This window comes from Sphingomonas kaistensis, from assembly GCF_011927725.1.
GTDB classification, from domain to species: domain Bacteria; phylum Pseudomonadota; class Alphaproteobacteria; order Sphingomonadales; family Sphingomonadaceae; genus Sphingomicrobium; species Sphingomicrobium kaistense.
Genome location: NZ_JAATJC010000001.1, coordinates 902887 through 920581 on the forward strand (window position 1 = coordinate 902887; position 17695 = coordinate 920581).

Consider the following 17695-nt stretch of genomic DNA (forward strand, 5'->3'; position numbering starts at 1 on the left):
CTCCCATGGAAATCAAGATCCGCACGACCCTCGCCGAGCCTGAAACCGGCGCCGAGTTCGTGCCTCACCGGCCGGCGCGGCCGGACAAGGCGGAAGGCGGTCGGCCCTTCAAGCTCACCAGCGAGTACGAGCCCGCCGGCGACCAGCCCACCGCGATCCGCGAGCTGGTCGAGGGCATCCGCGAAGGCCAGGAGAACAGCCAGGTGCTATTGGGCGTCACCGGCTCGGGCAAGACCTACACCATGGCGCAGATCATCCAGCACACTCAACGCCCGGCGCTGGTGCTGGCGCCCAACAAGATCCTCGCGGCGCAGCTCTATGGCGAGTTCAAGAGCTTCTTCCCCGAGAATGCGGTCGAATATTTCGTCAGCTACTACGATTACTACCAGCCCGAAGCCTATGTCCCGCGGTCCGACACCTACATCGAGAAGGAAAGCTCGGTGAACGAGGCGATCGACCGGATGCGGCATAGCGCCACCCGCTCGCTGCTGGAGCGCGACGACGTCATCATCGTCGCTTCAGTGAGTTGCCTGTACGGCATCGGCTCGGTCGAGACTTATTCGGCGATGACCTTTTCCTTGAAGAAGGGCGAACTGGTCGACCAGCGCGAAACAATCCGCAAGCTGGTCGCGCTGCAGTACAAGCGCAACGACGCCGCCTTCGCGCGCGGCAATTTCCGGGTGCGGGGCGACAGCCTCGAGGTCTTTCCGTCGCACTATGAGGACAGCGCGTGGCGCATCTCCTTCTTCGGCGACGAGATCGAGGACATCGTCGAGTTCGATCCGCTGACCGGCAAGAAGGTCGGCAGCCTGCCGTCGATCAAGATCTACGCCAACAGCCACTATGTGACTCCCGGGCCGACCATGAAGCAGGCCGCGGGCGCGATCCGGCACGAGCTGGAGGAGCGGCTCAAGGAGCTGAACGCCGAAGGACGTTATCTCGAGGCGCAGCGGCTGGAGCAGCGCACCAACTTCGACCTCGAGATGATCGCGGCGACCGGAAGCTGCGCGGGGATCGAGAATTACAGCCGCTTCCTCACCGGACGCCTGCCGGGCGAACCGCCGCCGACCTTGTTCGAATATCTGCCCGACAATGCGCTGCTTTTCGTCGACGAGAGTCACCAGACGGTGCCGCAGATCGGCGCGATGGCGCGGGGCGACCACCGGCGGAAGATCACGCTGGCCGAATATGGCTTCCGCCTGCCGAGCTGCATCGACAACCGGCCGCTGCGCTTCAACGAGTGGGACGCGATGCGCCCGCAGTCGGTGTTCGTGAGCGCGACTCCGGGCCCGTGGGAAATGACCGAAACCGGCGGCGTGTTCAGCGAGCAGGTGATCCGCCCGACCGGGCTGATCGACCCGCCGGTGGAGATCAAGCCGGTCGAGGACCAGGTCGACGATCTGGTCAACGAAGCGCGCAAGACCGCCAAGAACGGCTATCGCACCCTCGTCACCACGCTGACCAAGCGGATGGCCGAGGACCTGACCGAATATCTGCACGAAGCGGGATTGAAGGTCCGCTACATGCACTCGGACGTCGAGACGCTGGAGCGCATCGAGCTGATCCGCGACCTGCGGCTGGGCGTCTATGACGTGCTGGTCGGCATCAACCTGCTGCGCGAGGGCCTCGACATCCCCGAATGCGGGCTGGTCGCGATCCTCGACGCCGACAAGGAAGGCTTCCTGCGCTCCGAAACGTCGCTGATCCAGACCATCGGCCGCGCCGCGCGTAACGTCGACGGGCGGGTGATCCTGTACGCCGACAGCATCACCGGCAGCATGGAGCGCGCACTCAACGAGACCAACCGGCGGCGCGAGCGGCAGGAGGCCTACAACCTCGAGCACGGCATCACCCCGGCGACTATCAAGCGCGACATCAGCGACATCATCGCCCACGTCTCGACCCGCGACGGGGTGGTGGTGGACACCGGCGACCCCGACATGCCGCACCTCGTCGGGCACAATCTGCGGGCCTACATCAGCGATCTGGAATCGCGGATGCGCAAGGCGGCGGCCGACCTCGAGTTCGAGGAAGCGGGCCGGCTGCGCGACGAGATCCGCAAGCTGGAGGAGGACGAACTCGGCATTCCCGACCACCAGCGCGCCGCGCCGCGGGTGGGGCATTCGACCGAGGGCAAACCTGGAACCCGCAAGACACGGTTCGGCAAGCAACAGCAGGTCAGGATGAACAAGCGCGCCCGGCGCTGATTGCGCTGGCGGCTGGGCGGTCTAAGCTCCCCTCGCTCGGGGGAGACGGTTCATGCGTAAACAACTGGCTGCGGCCATATTGCTGCTGGCGTCCGCGTGCGGCGGCGGTGGCGGCGGCGGCGGTGGCGGGGATGGCGCGGTGCAGCTCCCGCCCAATCGCAGCCCAATCTTTACCAGCGGCGGGTTCAGCGTCGCCGAGAATGTCGCGGCCGCGGCGACGCTCAGCGCCAGCGATGCCGATGGCGACCCTCTGACCTTCAGCATCGGCGGCGGGGCCGATGCCGCCCTCTTCACCGTCAGCGGAACGCAGCTGCAATTCCGCGCGCAGCCCAATTTCGAAGCGCCCGGCGATGCCAATGGCGACAATGTCTACGAGGTCACGATCGCGGTCAGCGACGGCAAGGCGAGCGTGTCGGTGCCAGTGTCGATCACGGTGACCAACGACCGCGAAGGCGTGGCCGTTCGCCGGGTCGCCAGCATCGGCGAAGCGTGGACGGGCGGGGCCAGCCTCGACAATGGCAGCGTGCTGCTGCTGACCGCGCAGGCCGTCCAGCGCTTCGACCTAGCGGCCGAGACGCGCAGCCAATATGCGGTGTGGGATCCCTCGGACCCCGCGCGGGGTCGCTTCCTGTCGGTCGCAAGCGCCCGCATCGCCTTCAACGGCCAGGTGCTGGTCACGGCGCGGCTGGCGAACGGCTACGCCGGCCTGTGGGTGCTGACGCCCGCGACCAGCGGGCCGTTCAATAGCTATTGGAGCCAGCCGCTGCTGGGCCTGCAATATGATCCGCAGGCCGAGGACATCGGGGTGCAGGTGGGAATCTGCGCCAACGGCAACAATTGCCTCACCTTCGGAAGCGTCGGCAAACCGGCGGGAGCGACCAGCGACCGTTATGGCAGCCTGCTGGAATTGCCGTTCAACGCCGATCCCTATGCCGGGGCCAGCGTGGCCTTGTTCGGCACGCCGATCCTTCGGGCGAGCGGCCTGCGCCTGCCGATGGCGCTGACCGGGCGACCCGAACCCGGGGATTCGACCAACTTCCTGATCCTTGACCAGGGAGCCACCCGGTTCGACGAGATCAATCGCTATCGCCTGCCGGAAACGGTCGACTTCGGCTGGCCCGCGCGCGAGGGGACCGAAGTGCTCGGGCCCGGCGCGGGACCGTTCACCGACCCCGAACTGGTGATCGCGCGCGGGTCGGGGGCCAAGCAATCGGCCGGGGCGACCGCGATGGCCAATTACAACGGGTCGGTCTCGTCGCTGAACGCGCGGACCCTGGTCGCCGGGCGCGACGGGCGGATCTATGCGGTGAACAATGCCGCGCTCGCCAATAATGCGGTCGACGGAGCTGGGGCGTATGAAGACCGGACGCTCGACTTCCGGCCCGACGTCGGCAGCATCGACCATGTGGTGGCGATCATCAGCACAGCCACCAAGACCCTGATCCTCGACCGCGACGGCGACCTGTTCGTCCTGAATTAGGCGGCGACCCGGGTCAGCTTGGCCAGCGGCAGCGCGACCCCGCCGATGCCGGCCCACAATTCGCCCTCGCGGCTGACCACTTCCTGCACCTTGCCCACGCTGGTGAGGTTGGCCGGGATGGTCGACCCGTCGGCGGCCTTGGCGGTCAGGCGAAGGACGTAAGTGCCTTCCTTGGCCTTGCCGCCGGCCGCCAGCGCGCCGTCCCAAGTGAAGGTGCCGCTGCTGTCCGCGGTCACCTGCGCGCGGGCAACGACCTGGCCTGCGCTGTCGAGGACTTCGGCCTCGAGCGTCGTCGGCTTGGCACCGAAGGTCCAGCGCCACTCGGCGGGATTATCGTCGCTGAAGCCCGATACCGAACTGTCGAATTCGGCGGTCTTGCCGATCAGCTGGCCGGCGCTGGTCAGGTCGTCGGACGACAGTTTATCGAGCATGTTGCGCAGCACGCCGGTCTGCTGGATCGACTGTTCGACCTGCGAATATTGCACCAGCTGCTGGGCACCAGCAAGCTCAGCGATGTCGTCGAGGCTTCGGTCGGTAACCTGGTCGACGCCGACCTCGCGAAGGAAAGCGCCAAGCTGCAGGCCCTCCAGGTCAAGCAGCAGCTGGGTGTCCAGGCGCTGTCGATCGCCAACCAGGCGCCGCAGGCGATCATGTCGCTGTTCCGTTAATCCGGAAACAGGAGGACGGCCGGCTTCCCCCCGGAGGCCGGCAGGCGAGGGCCGGGGTGATCGACGTGTCGCCCCGGCCCTTTGCACTTTTCCCCCCAGTGCCGGTAGCGGCGGGAAGAATGACCCATGCGAGTACGCGAGATACTTCACCGGGACGGGGCGCGGCTGCGGGTCAGCCTGGCGGCGCCGGAATCCGGCGGCGGGCCGACCATCCGCTTGTCCGATCCCGAAGGACTGACCCCGGACATCGTCCTGCTCGACCTCTACGCCGCCGACCTGCTGGCCGGGTTCCTGATGAGCGCGCGGATGTCGGCGGTCGGCGAGCTGGCCGACGAACGCTGCAACGGCGATTATCCGCTGACGCTACGGCTCTGCGCACCGGACGGCGAGGAACGGGTCGAGGTCGACCAGCCGGGCGCCCGACTGCTGCTGCCCCGGACCCTGTGGGACCGGCTCTATACCGAGCTCCAGCTGGCGCTGGCGCATGGCCGCCACCTGCGCGAGGCGGCGCCGGCGATCGGCCTTGCGCCCTATGAAGCACGGCGGCTGCTGCATTAAGGCCACGGGGCGCGCCGAAAGCGCGACGGGCACCCGGACTTTGCGCCGGATTGCGAAGCCATGACGCCAGTGGTGCGTTTGCCCAATCAGTCATGCCGATTCCCGACGAGAAAGCCCGGGTCTGGACCCGCCCGGAAGATTATTGGCCGCCGCGTCGTCTCCGCCGCAGCGGAAGGACGTCGATCAGCCGTTTCCGCCCGCCGGCCGAGCCCGAACGCGAAGCGCGGCCGCTACTCGACATCATCCCTTATGCCGCGCTGATGCTCGGGCTGGCGGTGATGGCCGCGGCGATCATCGCCATGGCCTGGCCCGGCCGGACGCCGACGCCGACCGCCGCCACCAGGACCGAGCCGGTCGAGGTCGAGATCGGAACCGCGCCCAAGGGCTGGATCGACCGCGAAGACCCGGCGCCTCGCCGCTGACGCCGCCGTCGGCTAGGGCCATGGCCATGACCCTGCAGTTCCTCGCCCGCCCCGGCGGCCATTCCCTCGCCATCCGCCATCGTCCCGCGACAGGCGGCGGACCCACGATCCTGTTCCTGCCCGGCTACGCGTCCGACATGATGGGATCGAAGGCGCTGGCACTGGACGCGCTGGCGGCGCGCGAGGGGCTCGGGATGCTGCGCTTCGACTATCGCGGAACGGGGGAATCGCAGGGCCGCTTCGCCGATTTCACGCTGGAAGACTGGCTGGACGATGCCCTCGCCGCCGCGGCGCTGGCCGACGGGCCGTTGCTGGTTGTGGGATCGTCGATGGGCGGCTGGCTGATGCTGCATCTTGCCGAGCGACTGGACGACCGGGTCCGGGCGCTGGTCGGGATCGCCGCCGCGCCCGATTTCACCGACTGGGGCTATACAGCCGACGACAAGGCGGAACTGGCCGAGGCCGGCGAGCTGCGCCGCGACAATCCCTATGGCGGCGAGGCGGAGCTGACGACGCTGGCGCTATGGCAATCGGGCGAGCGGGTGCGGCTGCTCGAGCGGCCGGTGCGTTTCGAGGGTCCGGTGCGATTGCTCCACGGCGACCGCGATGCCGAGGTGCCGGTCGAGATCGCGCTGCGCCTTAGGGATGCGCTGACCTCGGCCGACGTGCAGCTGACGATCGTCAAGGGCGGCACCCACCGCCTGTCCGCCCCGCACGAACTGGCGCTGCTGGAAAGAACGCTGCTGACCTTGGCAGCGGGTGCCTGAGCACCCAAGTTCGGGGCATGAAATTCCTCCACACCATGATCCGGGTCACCGACCCCGACGCCACCATCCGCTTCTTCAACCTGCTCGGGCTCGAGGAGCGCCGGCGGATCGACAATGAAGCGGGTCGCTTCACCCTGATCTTCCTCAGCGTGCCGGGCGATGAGGGCGGCGAGGTCGAGCTGACCCACAATTGGGACCCCGAGGATTATGATGGCGGCCGCAATTTCGGCCATCTCGCCTATGAAGTGGACGACGTGCACGCCACCTGCCAGCGGCTGATGGACGCCGGCGTTACCATCAACCGCCCCCCGCGCGAGGGCCGCATGGCCTTCGTCCGTACCCCCGACAACATCTCGATCGAACTGCTCAACAAGGGCGGCGCGCAGACCCCCGCGGAGCCGTGGGTATCGATGCCCAACACCGGCGTGTGGTGATGCGCGCGGTCGCGGTCCCGGCGCTCAGCGACAATTACATCTGGCTGCTGCACGACGAGGACAGCGGCCATACCGCGGTGGTCGATCCCGGTGACGGCGAGGCGGCGCTGAACGGTGCCGCCGCCCGGGGCTGGACGATCGACCAGGTCCTGATCACCCACTGGCATCCCGACCATACCGCCGGAATCGCCGCGGTGGTCGCGGCGACCGGCGCCAAGGTGTGGGGCCCGGAGGCCGAGCGCGCCAAATTTGCCGGGCTCGACCACGGCCTCGCGGACGGCGACCGGGTGCAGGTCGGCAGCGCCGAGGCCGAGGTGTGGCACGTGCCCGGCCACACGCTGGGCCACATTGCGTATATCCTGCCCGGTCACGCACTGGTCGGCGACACCCTGTTCGCTGGCGGGTGCGGCCGCTTGTTCGAAGGCACGCCCGAGCAGATGCACGCCTCGCTCCAGCGGCTGCGGACCTTGCCCGACGAGACGATCGTCTATCCGGCGCACGAATACACCTTGTCCAATTATCGCTTCCTAGCGGCCGAAGCGCCCGGCGACGCGGCGGTCGCGCGCCGGCTGGCCGAGGTCGCCGCCCTGCGCGAGGCGGGGCAGCCGACGGTCCCGACCAGCATGGCCGAGGAGAAGGCCAGCAACCTGTTCCTGCGCGCGCCCGACGCCGCCGAATTCGCCCGGCTGAGGGCGGCGAAGGACAGCTTTCGTTAAGGGGGGAGAGAGCAGCCTGTTCAGGCGTTCTTCACTCGAACCGACTTGCCGAGGAAAAACTCCCATGCGCCGCATGACCATCGCTTCGCTCACCATCCTGGCTTCGGCCGGTGTGCTTGCTTCCTGTGCCACCACCGGCATGCCGACCCCGCGCTCGCCCGGCGCGCAGGCAGAACTGTCCCGCTGGCTCGACGGACGCGTGCCCGGCCGCCCCCAGTCCTGCCTGCCGACCTATCGCAGCCAGGACATGGTGGTGATCGACGAGAACACCTTGCTGTTCCGCGACGGCAACAACCGCGTCTGGCGGAGCGACCTGCGCGGCCCCTGCAACGGCCTTGGCCGCCCCGGCACCGCGCTGCTGACCAAGCAATATGGCGGCACCGGCCTGTGCAGCGGCGAGATCGCGCAGGTGGTCGACACCAGCCAGGGCTTCACCGTCGGCAGCTGCGCACTGGGCGACTTCGTGCCCTACACCGGGCCGGGCATCCGCCGCTGAGCGCCGGGGCCCTTCCTGTCGGGGGAGGGGCAGCCGCCGGCTATTTGCCGTAAAGCGCGTCCAGCCGATCGCCATAGGCCTGCTTCAGGACATGGCGGCGGATCTTCAGGCTTGGGGTCATCTGCTCGTTGTCGACGCTGAACGGCTCGTCGGCGAGGGCGAAGCGGCGGACCTTTTCGATCACGCTCAGCTCCGCATTGACCCGGTCGACCGCCTTCTGGAGCTTGGCCCGGACCGCGGCTTCGTCGCCCTTCACGTCGGGTTCGGGCACCAGCAGCGCGACGAGGTGCGGGCGGCGGTCGCCATAGACCATCGCCTGCGCGATCTCGGGCTGGAGCGTCAGCATACCCTCGACCCGCTGGGGCGAGACGTTGTCGCCCTTGTCGTTGACGATGAGGTCCTTCTTGCGGTCGGTGATGACGATCCGCCCGGCATCGTCGAAATGGCCGACGTCGCCGGTGTGGAGCCAGCCGTCCTTGAGGACCCGTGCGGTTTCCTCGTCGTTGTTCCAGTAGCCGTGCATCACCAGCTCGCCGCGGACCAGCAATTCGCCATCCTCGGCGAAGCGGACCTCGGTGTTGAGCAGCGGCGGGCCGACGGTGTCCATGCGGATGCCGTTCCTGGGCCGATTGCAGCTGATCACCGGCCCGGCCTCGGTCTGGCCATAGCCCTGCAGCATGGTCAGCCCCAGGGAGTGGAAGAATAGCCCGACATCGGGGTTGAGCGGCGCGCCGCCCGACACCATCGCCTTGATCCGGCCGCCGAACTTCTGGCTTACCTTGCGCTTTAGCAGCAGCTTGACTGCGAGGTCGGCCGGCCAGTCCTTGAGCGGGATCGAACCCGTCTCGTAGCGCTCTCTGCCGATCGCAAGCGCGCGGCCGAGCAGTTTCTCGCCGATCCCGCCCTGCTTCTCGATGGTCTTGAGCATCCGCTGGCGGAGCATCTCGAACAGGCGCGGCACCACCACCATCAGGGTCGGGCGCACTTCCTCGATATTGGCGGCGAGCTTTTCGAGGCTTTCGGCAAAGTAGATCTGCGCGCCCAATGCGATCGGGAACATCTGCCCGCCGCTATGCTCGTAGGCGTGGCTTGCGGGAAGGAACGACAGGAACACTTCGTCGTCCCAGCCGAAGTCGTTGGCGATGACGTCGATACAGGCGGCTGTGTTGTGGAGGATCGCGCCGTGATGCTGGCGCACCCCGCGCGGGGCGCCGCCGGTGCCGCTGGTGTAGATGATGCAGGCAAGGTCGTCGCGCGCGATCCCCGCGACGCGGCTGCGTACCGCCTCCAGCTCCCCGCCGCCCGCGACCAGCTCCGACCAGACATGGAAACGGGCTTCGCTGACCGACTGGCCGGTGCGGATGTCCTCGATCCCGATCACGTCGTGGCAATCGGACGAGAACAGCACCGCCGGGATCAGCGCCTTGGCCAGCTTCTGGGTCGAGACGATCACCGCGCGGGCGCCCGAGTTGGTCAGGATGTGGGTGTGATCGCGGCTGGTGTTGGTGGTGTAGGTCGGCACCGTGATGCATCCGGCGGCCATGATCGCGAGGTCCGCGATCAGCCATTCGGGGCGGTTTTCGCTGACCAGCATGACCCGGTCGCCCGGTTTGCAGCCGAGGCGGATCAGGCTTTCGGACAGCGCCGCCACCTGGCGCGCGGCCTCGTTATAGCTGGTCGAATGCCACGTGCCGTCGCGCTTGGCCCAAAGGAACGGCCCGTCGCCGCGCTGGGCCACGCGGTCGAGGAACATCGCCACTAGGTTCGGGAAATGTTCTAGGCTCTTGCCTTTGCGCACGACCGCTTGCCTCCTCCGCACGTGTCTCCGCCTGCGCCTCTAGAACAGTGCGGGGCGGCGCGCAAAAGGGGCGAAGGGAGGGCGCGGCGGCGCAGGTGTCTTCCTGTTCAGAACCCCGCTGCAAGGGTCAGTGCCGGACCGCTTCTCGGTTCGGCCTTGCCGGTCAGGCGGAAGCGATAATCGACATGGGCCCGCAACCCGGGACGAAGCTGGTAACTGAGCCGCGGTCCGGCATCGAACCGGCTGAGGCCGGGCTGGATGCCGCCCCACATCCCGCCGCCGAACGCGAACCGGCGCATGAAGGGATAGGTGGCGGTCAGCGCCCCATCGGCGAACAGGTCGCGGCGGTTGGCGCCGACCACCCCGGCCTGGCCATAGCCGTCGAGCACCAGGCCATAGGGCAGCGGCTGTTCGTACAGCCCGCCTTCGGCCAGCAGCGCAAAGGCGTCGCGCCCGCCGCCGAGCGCCGCGCCGAGCCGCTGGCGGCGTTCGGCCAGCAGCCGCACCGGAAGCGCCTTGAGCGGTTGCCAGCTGACCCCGACCGCCCCCTCGCCGCCGACCATCTGCTGGTTCTTGACGCTGCGCCCCCCAGGCATCAGCGCGGTCGAGGCGCGCAGGTGGATGCCGACGGTGGACAAGGGCCGCCAGCTGATCCGCATCCCGGCCTGGCTCCCGCCAAGCGAGCCGGCCGGGGCAAGTCCGGGGTTGAGCGCGCCGTTGGTGTCGTCGAGCCGGTAGGTGCCTTCGCGGGGGCGAAGCAGCGCCCAGCCGTCGACCGACCAGCGATCGGGCCGTGCCGCCTCGAGCGGGGTGCGCGACCGGCGCGCGCCCTTCTCCCAGCGCGGCGTGACCTGCATCGCGCTGCCGAGCGAGGAGGGGCCGGACGAACCGATCGTCGGCCACTGGTCGAGCGGCGCCACCGCACTGCCATAGCCTTCGCCGCCGCCGCCGCCGCCATCGAAGCTCGCCGCCATCGCCGGCGGTGCCTCTCCCCGGGGCATGGCAGCCGGTGCGTAGGCCGGCGGCGCGGGCATCGGATAGGGCGCCGGATAATAGACGATCCGGCTGGCCCGTGGCGCAGGCTGGGCGGCCGCCATCATCGGATAGGGCATCGCCGCCGCCATGTAGGGATAAGGCATCGGCCCGTAGCCTTGCGCATAGGGATTGCCATAAGCGGCAGGCATCGGCGGGTAGGGGGCGGGCGGGTAGAGAGCGGGCGCGTAGGGATCGTACGGCGGCCCGTCCATGTCGGCCGGGACGCCCGGTGGAAGCGTGGCGGCGGCCAGCGCTTCTTGCCCGGGCGACGCTCCTTCGCCGGCCGGCGCGACGGCTTCCAGCGCCAGTGCGCTGCTTGCGGTGCGCAGGCCCACATAGGCGATGATCGCCAGGCCGAGGAAGCGGATCGGCGCGCTCACGACCGCACCGGTTCGGGCGGGAGGAGAGCGTCTTCGGGGAAGTGGTGGTCGGTCTTGTCCCATTGCTTGGGCCCCCCGCCGGCATGCAGGAACAGGGCGCGTCCCGAGGCCAGGATGGCGATGAGGTTGGCGACCGCGATCCGCGGTATCGCCGCCAGCCCCTCCCCGAAGCCATAGACGTGAGTGGTGAAACCGACGCGCATGAACACTCTCCACAAAAGCAGTGCGAAGTTGACCTGAAGCAGGCTCGCCAGCAGCGGCGAGGGCTGGGGCGGAAGCGGTGCACCGAGCTGGTGGGCGAGCCACAATTGCGCCCACAACAGGCCCGAAGCGTAGCCGGCGAGGAGCAGCAGGGCGGCAAACGGCCCGCGCCGGTCGCGCAGCCGGAACCAGCGTTCGCCAAGGCCGCCGCGCCAGCCCAGCCGGTCCCACCCGGCAAAGGCGATGCCGCCCAGCCAGCGCGCCTTCTGCCGCACCGCCGAGCCGAGGTCGTTGGGAAAATAGCCGCGGCTCGCGACCACGCCCGGATCGCCGCGGCTGGCGGGCAGGCGGACGAAGATGGTGCGCTCACCCAGCGCCCCGATCCTCAGGCCCATCTCGTAATCCTCGGTCATCGAGCCGCCGGCGAACGGCTTGCCGTCATGCGCCTTGGCCAGCCGCGCGATGGCCCGGCGCGAAATGGCGCAGCCGACCCCGGCCAGCGGAATGGCCGCGCCGACCGCTTCGCGCACCACCAGTTCCTTGCCGTGGGATTCGGCGAACTCGTCGCAATAATGGCCGGCGATCCACTGGCTCGACCGGTCGGGCAGCGGGACCACCGGCAGCTGCACCACCCCGGCCCGCTCGACCAGGCGGTCGAACAGCTTGAGTTCGAGCGGGTGGACCAGGTCCTCGGCATCGTGGAGCACAACGGCCCGCGCCTGCCGCCCGGTCGCCGCTTCCTGCCGCAGCAGGAAGGCGTAGAGGTGGTTGAGGCAATGCGCCTTGGTGGTCGGGCCGTCGGTCGGCACCTCGACCGCCATCACCCGCGGATCGGCCACCGCCTCGATCGCCAGCCGGGTCGCGGGATCGTTGCGATAACAGCCGACCAGCAGGCTGTAGTCGGGATGGTCGAAATTGCGCAGCGTCGCGCGGAGCATCGCCCCGATCACCGCGGATTCGTCCCACGCCGGGATCAGCACCACCATCCACCCGCTCGGCGCGCCGTCGACCAGGGTCCGCGCGTCGCCGCGGGCATGGCGGCGATAGACGGTGATCGCCCGCCACAGCTTGCGCGCGAAATAGATGAAGTCGACGGCCAGGTCGTCGAGTGAGAACAGCAGAAAGCCGAGCGCCGCGAACAGCGCCAGTTCGGCGGCCAGTTCGGCCATGGCGAGTTGCAGGGTCACTGCGCGCGGCCCTGCAGCCGACGCACGACCTGCCTGCGATAAATGGATTCCACCCGGTCCACACGCCCCCAAGCGCAGGTTTCTCCGAGCACCGGCCTTGTCTCACGCACATGGCCAAGACGCAAGCCGCTTGCGAAACGACTCCCGCCGGGCCATCGCTGGGCAACGAAAAGCTTTGGGGGTGTAAAGACGTGAACCTGCCCACGCTGGTGCCGGAATGGCTGTTCTGGGCCCTGATCGTGCTGCTTGCGCTTGCCGCGCTGCAGGACGCGATGATGCTCAAGATCAGCAATTACATCTGCGGCGCGGTGCTGCTGCTGGGCGTCGCTGGAGCGGTGATCGCCGGTCCGCAGACGGGCCTGTGGGAAAATGGCGTAGCGTTCGTGCTCGCGCTGGCGATCGGCACCTTCCTGTTCGGACGCGGCATCCTTGGCGGTGGGGACGTCAAGCTGTTCGCAGCGACGGTGCTGTGGTTCGACCTCGGCGCGTCGCTCCGCGTGCTGACCTGGACCGCGATCGCCGGAGGCGTGCTGGCGGTGTTGATCATCCTTGCCCGAACCCTGCCGTGGCCCGACGCGATCCGCTCGCGGATGCGGGTGCTGCAGCCCAAGGCCGGAATTCCCTACGGCATCGCAATCGCCGCCGGCGCGATCATCACCAGCCTGCAATTGATGGGGTCGCGCGCCGCGTGAGGCGGTCGGCGGTCCTCGCCGGACTGCTTGCGCTGGCCGTGGCGGCGGAAGGGCAAGCCCAGCGCCTGCTCCACGCCGGCGCCTATTGGGCAGCGGTCGAGCGGCCGGGCGGAGCGTGCGAGGCGCTGTCCCGAAGCGAGCTCGTCTCTCCCCCCGGACGGCCGCAACCGCGCGCCGCCTTCGCCTTCACCCGCGACGGCAAGCGAAAGGGCGAACTGCACCTGCTGTTCGCGCGCCCGGTCCGGCCGGGCGCAGCGGCGGTCCTGAGCGTCGGCAGCGAAAGCTTCCTGCTGGTCACGCGCGGCACCAGCGCCTGGAGCCGCGGCCCGGTGCAGGAGGCCGCGATCATCGCCGCCGTCCGCCGCAGCGCCGAGATGCGGGTCCGCGCGCAAGGGCAGGGCGGGCGGATCAGCGACCGCTATCTCCTCGGCGGGGCCCCCACCGCGATCGACGCCGCGGCGATCGCCTGCGCCTAGGCGCGCCCGGGGTTGCGTCGGTCGGCCGGGCGCCAACAAAGACTCTTACTGGAAAAATCCGCAAAACTCGCTACATGGCCGCTCTCCCATGAGCGCCGATACCAACCTGATGCCGATCCCCGGAGCGGTGGATCCTGTGACCGTCCCTCGCCCTGCGACGGTCAGCGACGACCCGCGGGTCGAGCTGATCGGGCTCAGCCGCGATGCCATCCGCGCTGCGCTGGAAGGCGCCGGGATGGACGCGCGCATGGCGAAGATGCGCTCCAAGCAGCTGTGGCACTGGATCTACAATCGCGGCGTCACCGACTTTGCGCTGATGACCGACATCGCCAAGGCCCAGCAGCCGTGGCTGGCCGAGCGCTTCCGGATCGATCGCCCGGCGGTGGTCGAAGCGCAGGTGTCGTCCGACGGCACCCGCAAGTGGTTGCTCAAGACCCACGACAACCACGAATTCGAGATGGTGTTCATCCCCGACGCGGATCGTGGCACCCTGTGCGTGTCGAGCCAGGTCGGCTGCACCTTGAACTGCCGCTTCTGCCATACCGGCACCATGCGCCTCGTCCGCAACCTCGATATCCACGAGATCGTCGGCCAGGTCATGCTCGCCCGCGATTCGCTGGGCGAATGGCCGAGCCAGCCGGAAGGCCGGATGCTCACCAACATCGTGATGATGGGGATGGGCGAGCCGCTCTACAATTTCGACAATGTGCGCGACGCGCTGAAGATCGTCATGGACGGCGATGGCCTTGGCCTCAGCAAGCGCAGGATCACCCTGTCGACCTCGGGCGTCGTCCCGATGATGGAGAAGTGCGGCGAGGAGATCGGGGTCAACCTCGCCGTCTCGCTGCACGCGGTGACCAAGGAAATCCGCGACGAGATCGTGCCCCTGAACCGCAAGTACGGCATCGAGGAACTGCTGCAGGCCTGCGCCGATTACCCCGGCGCCAACAACGCCCGCCGCATCACCTTCGAATATGTCATGCTGAAGGACAAGAACGACAGCGACGACCATGCCCGCGAGTTGGTCCGGCTGATCCGTCACTATCGCCTGCCGGCCAAGGTCAACTTGATCCCGTTCAATCCGTGGCCCGGCGCGGTCTACGAATGCTCGACGCCCGAGCGGATCCGGTCCTTCTCGAACATCGTGTTCGAAGGCGGGATCAGCGCGCCCGTCCGCACCCCGCGCGGGCGCGACATCGACGCGGCCTGCGGCCAGCTCAAGACGGCGGCGGAGAAGAAGCGGCGTTCGGAGCGGGACGCCGAGCCCGCCTGACGATCAGGTCCGGGCGGGCCGCATGGTGGCCGGTCCGGCCGCCTGCATCCTGCTCTTGAGCTTTTCGGTGGCATGCGCCCCGCAATAAAGCACGCCGTCCATCACTGCCCCGGCGGCATGGTCGCATCCATTCATCGAGCAGGGCGGCAGAATCTTGCGGGTCAATAGAACCTCGTCAGGGCATTCGGCGGGCAGGAAGCCCCCTCTTAGGGGAGAAAACATCCGACTTTGCCGGCTTGGTGCACAGACTGTGCGCCCGGCCCCGATTATGCTATGCAGCGGGCACTAGGATTGGACGAATGATCCGGATTCAGGCGCAGCATCAGGCGGGCGGCGAGAGCCGGCTGGCAGGCATCCAGATGGCGATCCTGACGCTTCGCTGCATGGAGCATTATCGCGAAGTCGCCGGCGATCATGACAGCGCGCTGGTGCTGCTCGCGGTGGTCGCCATCTCGGCCGAGAAATTCACCCGCAGCGAGCTGTCGGAAGAGCTGCGCAGCCTCGAAACGCCGTTTCCGCGCGACCAGTTGGGAAGCTGCAACGTCAGCTCGATCGCCGTCGCCACCGGCTTCAACCGCGAAACCGCGCGGCGCTACGTCAATCGCCTGATCGAGCGCGACGTGCTCCAGCGGGGGCCCGACGGGACGATCCAGTTCACCCCGGGCTATCTCCAGAGTGGCCAGATCGCCGACCTGCTCCAGGCCCAGCTCGACACGCTCGGCCGCTCGGTCAGCGAGTTCCTGCGGATCGGGGCGATGACGATCGTCGAGGACTGACGGGACAGGGCGGAGCCGCCGCCTCCCTTCGCTCGTTCCCCCGCCATGACCAGTCATGCACTTCCGACCCTTGAAGGATTTCGCCGCGACCTTGCCGGGCAGGTCGGCGCCTTCTTCAACGATGCGTCGAGGGGCCAGCAGCCGATCAAGCCCTCCGACGACGCCTTGTGCCCGCCGGGCGGGGTGGCGTGGAAGGTCCATGCCGACCTCGCCGGGATGATGGTTGGCGGGGTCGCTGCCCTTTTGTGGCAGATGCTCCACCCGCAGGCGCTGGCCGGGGTGTGGGACCATTCCGACTTCCGCCGCAACATGCATGGCCGGCTGCGCAACACCGCGCGATTCATCGCGGTCACCACCTACGGCGCGCGCGAGGAGGCGGACGCGGCGATCGAGCGGGTGCGGCGGATCCACGGCTTCGTGACCGGCCAGCTTCCTGACGGCACGCCCTACGACGCCAACGACCCGCGGCTGCTGGCGTTCGTCCACCTCGCCGGCTCGGCCATGTTCCTCGCCGGCTATCGCCGCTTCGCCGACCCGGCCATGCCGCTGGCCGAGCGTGACGCCTATTGGCGCGAGGTGGCGATCATCGGCGAGAAGCTGGGCGCCGACCCGGTACCGCGGAGTGAGGCGGAGGCCGAGGCGCTGGCCCGCGACTTCCTGCCCGAGCTCCGCCCCGACGAGCGCAGCCGCGCGGTGCGCGACATCATCCTCAACGCCGCCCCCGATCGCCTCCGCCTGTTCCCGGTCCAGCGCCTGCTGATGCGCTCCGCCACCGACCTCCTTCCGCGCGAGGTGCGGCGGTTGCACGGCCTGCGCGGATCGGGCCTTGCGATCCCGGCGGTCGGAGCGGCGACCTTCGGGCTCGCTTCGACGTTGCGCTGGGCGCTTGCTCCGCGCAAACTGGAGGCATGAACCTGCTCGAGCGCCTACTTGGCGACCGCATCCGCAACGGCACGCTGACGGTGATCATGCCGGGGGGCGAGCGCTCGACAATCGGCTCGGGCGAGCCGGTGGTGGTGGTCCAGGTCCACGACAAGGCCGCGCTGGTCACCCTGCTGCGCAACCCGCGGCTGGCGTTCGGCGAGCTGTACATGGACGGCCGGCTGACCCTCGAGCAGGGGCAGCTGATGGACCTGCTGACGATCGTGGTCGGTGCCAATCGCTTCGAGGACGGCGGCCACAAGGGCCGGCTCAAGAAGCAGATGGGATTCCTCAAGGGCCTGCTGCCGCGCCGCAACGATGCCGCCGCCTCGCGCCGCAACGTCGCCCATCATTACGACCTCGACGAGAAGCTCTACCGCCTCTTCCTCGATCCCGACCTCCAGTACAGCTGCGCCTATTTCCACGACCCGGCCAACAGCCTCGAACAGGCGCAGGCCGACAAGAAGGCGCACATCGCCGCCAAGCTCGACCTCCGGCCGGGCCAGCGCGTGCTCGACATCGGCTCGGGCTGGGGCGGCATGGCGCTGTACCTCAACCGCGTGGCCGGCGTGGAGGTGCTCGGCGTCACGCTCAGCGAGGAACAGCTGCGGGTTTCGCGCCAGCGCGCCGAGGAGGCGGGCGTCGCCGACCAGGTCCGGTTCGAGCTGATCGACTATCGCGCGGTGAGCGGCCGGTTCGACCGGATCATGTCGGTCGGCATGTTCGAGCATGTCGGCCTCGCCCACTATCGCGAATTCTTCGCCACCTGCCGCAACCTGCTGGCCGACGACGGGGTCATGCTGCTCCACACCATCGGCAAATATGGCAAGTCGGGAAAGCCCGATCCCTTTACCGACAAGTGGATCTTTCCCGGCTACCACGTGCCCAGCCTCAGCCAGATGATGGCGGCCAGCGAGGAGGTGCGGCTGATCGCGACCGACGTCGAAACGCTGCGGCTGCATTACGGCTATACGCTGCGGCACTGGCTTGCCAATTGCCACGCCCACCGGGCCGAGATCGTCGCCTTGTACGACGAGCGCTTCTTCCGGATGTGGGAATTCTACCTCGCGGCCGCTGCGATCGGGTTCGAACAGGGCGCGATGAACAACTTCCAGGTGCAGTATGTGCGCGACCGGCGCGCGTTGCCGATCACCCGCGACTACATGGCCGAGGCCGAGCAGCGTTTCCGCCGCCCGGCCCCCTAGGCC

Annotated in this window: 19 protein-coding genes and 1 pseudogene; 15 read left to right on the top strand and 5 right to left on the bottom strand. The window is 68.5% G+C overall.

The genetic code is table 11. From position 1 onward, the window contains the following. Positions 1-5 precede the first annotated feature (5 nt). Positions 6-2207 carry an excinuclease ABC subunit UvrB gene (uvrB, locus tag GGQ97_RS04430; RefSeq protein ID WP_168067823.1) on the top strand — a complete coding sequence of 734 codons (2202 nt, stop codon included), beginning with the start codon at positions 6-8 and terminating at the stop codon, positions 2205-2207. Positions 2208-2259: 52 nt separating this feature from the next. Next, the gene (locus GGQ97_RS04435; protein WP_168067824.1) at positions 2260-3687 is read left to right on the top strand and encodes an Ig-like domain-containing protein; all 1428 of its coding nucleotides are present in this window, start codon (positions 2260-2262) and stop codon (positions 3685-3687) included. On the opposite strand, the gene GGQ97_RS04440 is transcribed toward GGQ97_RS04435, so the two are convergent. Continuing rightward, entirely contained in the window at positions 3684-4172 is a 489-nt protein-coding gene (locus GGQ97_RS04440) for a FlgD immunoglobulin-like domain containing protein (RefSeq protein WP_168067825.1), read from the bottom strand. The two genes, GGQ97_RS04435 and GGQ97_RS04440, sit on opposite strands and share 4 nt — an antisense overlap. Here GGQ97_RS04440 and GGQ97_RS04445 point away from each other — a divergent pair. From GGQ97_RS04445 to GGQ97_RS04475, 7 genes and pseudogenes are all read left to right on the top strand, one after another. Then, positions 4173-4355, top strand: a pseudogene (locus GGQ97_RS04445) (flagellin); the annotation flags it as partial. A gap of 126 nt (positions 4356-4481) precedes the next feature. Continuing rightward, positions 4482-4913, top strand: a complete 432-nt coding sequence (locus GGQ97_RS04450; protein ID WP_168067826.1) for a hypothetical protein — start codon at positions 4482-4484, stop codon at positions 4911-4913. Between the two features lie 92 nt (positions 4914-5005). Then, entirely contained in the window at positions 5006-5335 is a 330-nt protein-coding gene (locus tag GGQ97_RS04455; RefSeq protein ID WP_168067827.1) for a hypothetical protein, read from the top strand. A gap of 20 nt (positions 5336-5355) precedes the next feature. After that, positions 5356-6102, top strand: a complete 747-nt coding sequence (locus GGQ97_RS04460; RefSeq protein ID WP_425338707.1) for an alpha/beta hydrolase family protein — start codon at positions 5356-5358, stop codon at positions 6100-6102. Positions 6103-6119: 17 nt separating this feature from the next. Further along, positions 6120-6536 carry a VOC family protein gene (locus tag GGQ97_RS04465; protein ID WP_168067828.1) on the top strand — a complete coding sequence of 139 codons (417 nt, stop codon included), beginning with the start codon at positions 6120-6122 and terminating at the stop codon, positions 6534-6536. Continuing rightward, positions 6533-7252 (top strand): hydroxyacylglutathione hydrolase, encoded by a 720-nt coding sequence (gene gloB, locus GGQ97_RS04470; RefSeq protein WP_168070718.1) that lies wholly within the window; start codon positions 6533-6535, stop codon positions 7250-7252. Before GGQ97_RS04465 ends, gloB begins: the two co-directional genes overlap by 4 nt. Positions 7253-7316: 64 nt before the next feature. Further along, positions 7317-7748: a hypothetical protein gene (locus GGQ97_RS04475; RefSeq protein WP_168067829.1), complete on the top strand. Its 432-nt coding sequence runs from the start codon at positions 7317-7319 to the stop codon at positions 7746-7748. 40 nt (positions 7749-7788) lie between these two features. Here the strand turns inward: GGQ97_RS04475 and GGQ97_RS04480 are convergent, their stop codons facing one another. The 3 genes from GGQ97_RS04480 to GGQ97_RS04490 all read right to left on the bottom strand — a co-directional run bounded on the left by GGQ97_RS04480 (position 7789) and on the right by GGQ97_RS04490 (position 12349). Beyond that, positions 7789-9501, bottom strand: a complete 1713-nt coding sequence (locus tag GGQ97_RS04480) for an AMP-dependent synthetase/ligase (protein ID WP_168070720.1) — start codon at positions 9499-9501, stop codon at positions 7789-7791. Positions 9502-9653: 152 nt separating this feature from the next. Beyond that, positions 9654-10961, bottom strand: coding sequence for a hypothetical protein (locus tag GGQ97_RS04485; protein ID WP_168067830.1), 1308 nt, complete (start codon positions 10959-10961; stop codon positions 9654-9656). Then, positions 10958-12349: a glycosyl transferase family protein gene (locus tag GGQ97_RS04490; RefSeq protein ID WP_342448447.1), complete on the bottom strand. Its 1392-nt coding sequence runs from the start codon at positions 12347-12349 to the stop codon at positions 10958-10960. The genes GGQ97_RS04485 and GGQ97_RS04490 overlap by 4 nt, the downstream gene beginning before the upstream one ends. A gap of 191 nt (positions 12350-12540) precedes the next feature. On the opposite strand from GGQ97_RS04490, the gene GGQ97_RS04495 reads away from it, so the two are divergent. The 3 genes from GGQ97_RS04495 to rlmN all read left to right on the top strand — a co-directional run bounded on the left by GGQ97_RS04495 (position 12541) and on the right by rlmN (position 14790). Continuing rightward, positions 12541-13041, top strand: a complete 501-nt coding sequence (locus tag GGQ97_RS04495) for an A24 family peptidase (RefSeq protein ID WP_168067831.1) — start codon at positions 12541-12543, stop codon at positions 13039-13041. Next, positions 13038-13517 carry a hypothetical protein gene (locus GGQ97_RS04500; RefSeq protein ID WP_168067832.1) on the top strand — a complete coding sequence of 160 codons (480 nt, stop codon included), beginning with the start codon at positions 13038-13040 and terminating at the stop codon, positions 13515-13517. The genes GGQ97_RS04495 and GGQ97_RS04500 overlap by 4 nt, the downstream gene beginning before the upstream one ends. 88 nt (positions 13518-13605) lie before the next feature. Next, positions 13606-14790 (top strand): dual-specificity RNA methyltransferase RlmN, encoded by a 1185-nt coding sequence (rlmN, locus tag GGQ97_RS04505; protein WP_245197884.1) that lies wholly within the window; start codon positions 13606-13608, stop codon positions 14788-14790. A gap of 3 nt (positions 14791-14793) precedes the next feature. Here the strand turns inward: rlmN and GGQ97_RS04510 are convergent, their stop codons facing one another. Continuing rightward, positions 14794-14955, bottom strand: coding sequence for a hypothetical protein (locus GGQ97_RS04510; RefSeq protein WP_168067833.1), 162 nt, complete (start codon positions 14953-14955; stop codon positions 14794-14796). Positions 14956-15089: 134 nt separating this feature from the next. Here GGQ97_RS04510 and GGQ97_RS04515 point away from each other — a divergent pair, with 134 nt between their 5' ends. The 3 genes from GGQ97_RS04515 to GGQ97_RS04525 are packed head-to-tail and all read left to right on the top strand — an operon-like array spanning position 15090 to position 17692. Then, a complete protein-coding gene (locus GGQ97_RS04515; protein ID WP_168067834.1) occupies positions 15090-15566 on the top strand; it encodes a hypothetical protein in 477 nt (158 codons plus the stop codon). A gap of 45 nt (positions 15567-15611) precedes the next feature. Beyond that, positions 15612-16478 (top strand): oxygenase MpaB family protein, encoded by an 867-nt coding sequence (locus GGQ97_RS04520; RefSeq protein ID WP_168067835.1) that lies wholly within the window; start codon positions 15612-15614, stop codon positions 16476-16478. After that, entirely contained in the window at positions 16475-17692 is a 1218-nt protein-coding gene (locus tag GGQ97_RS04525; protein ID WP_168067836.1) for an SAM-dependent methyltransferase, read from the top strand. Before GGQ97_RS04520 ends, GGQ97_RS04525 begins: the two co-directional genes overlap by 4 nt. Positions 17693-17695: the final 3 nt, after the last annotated feature.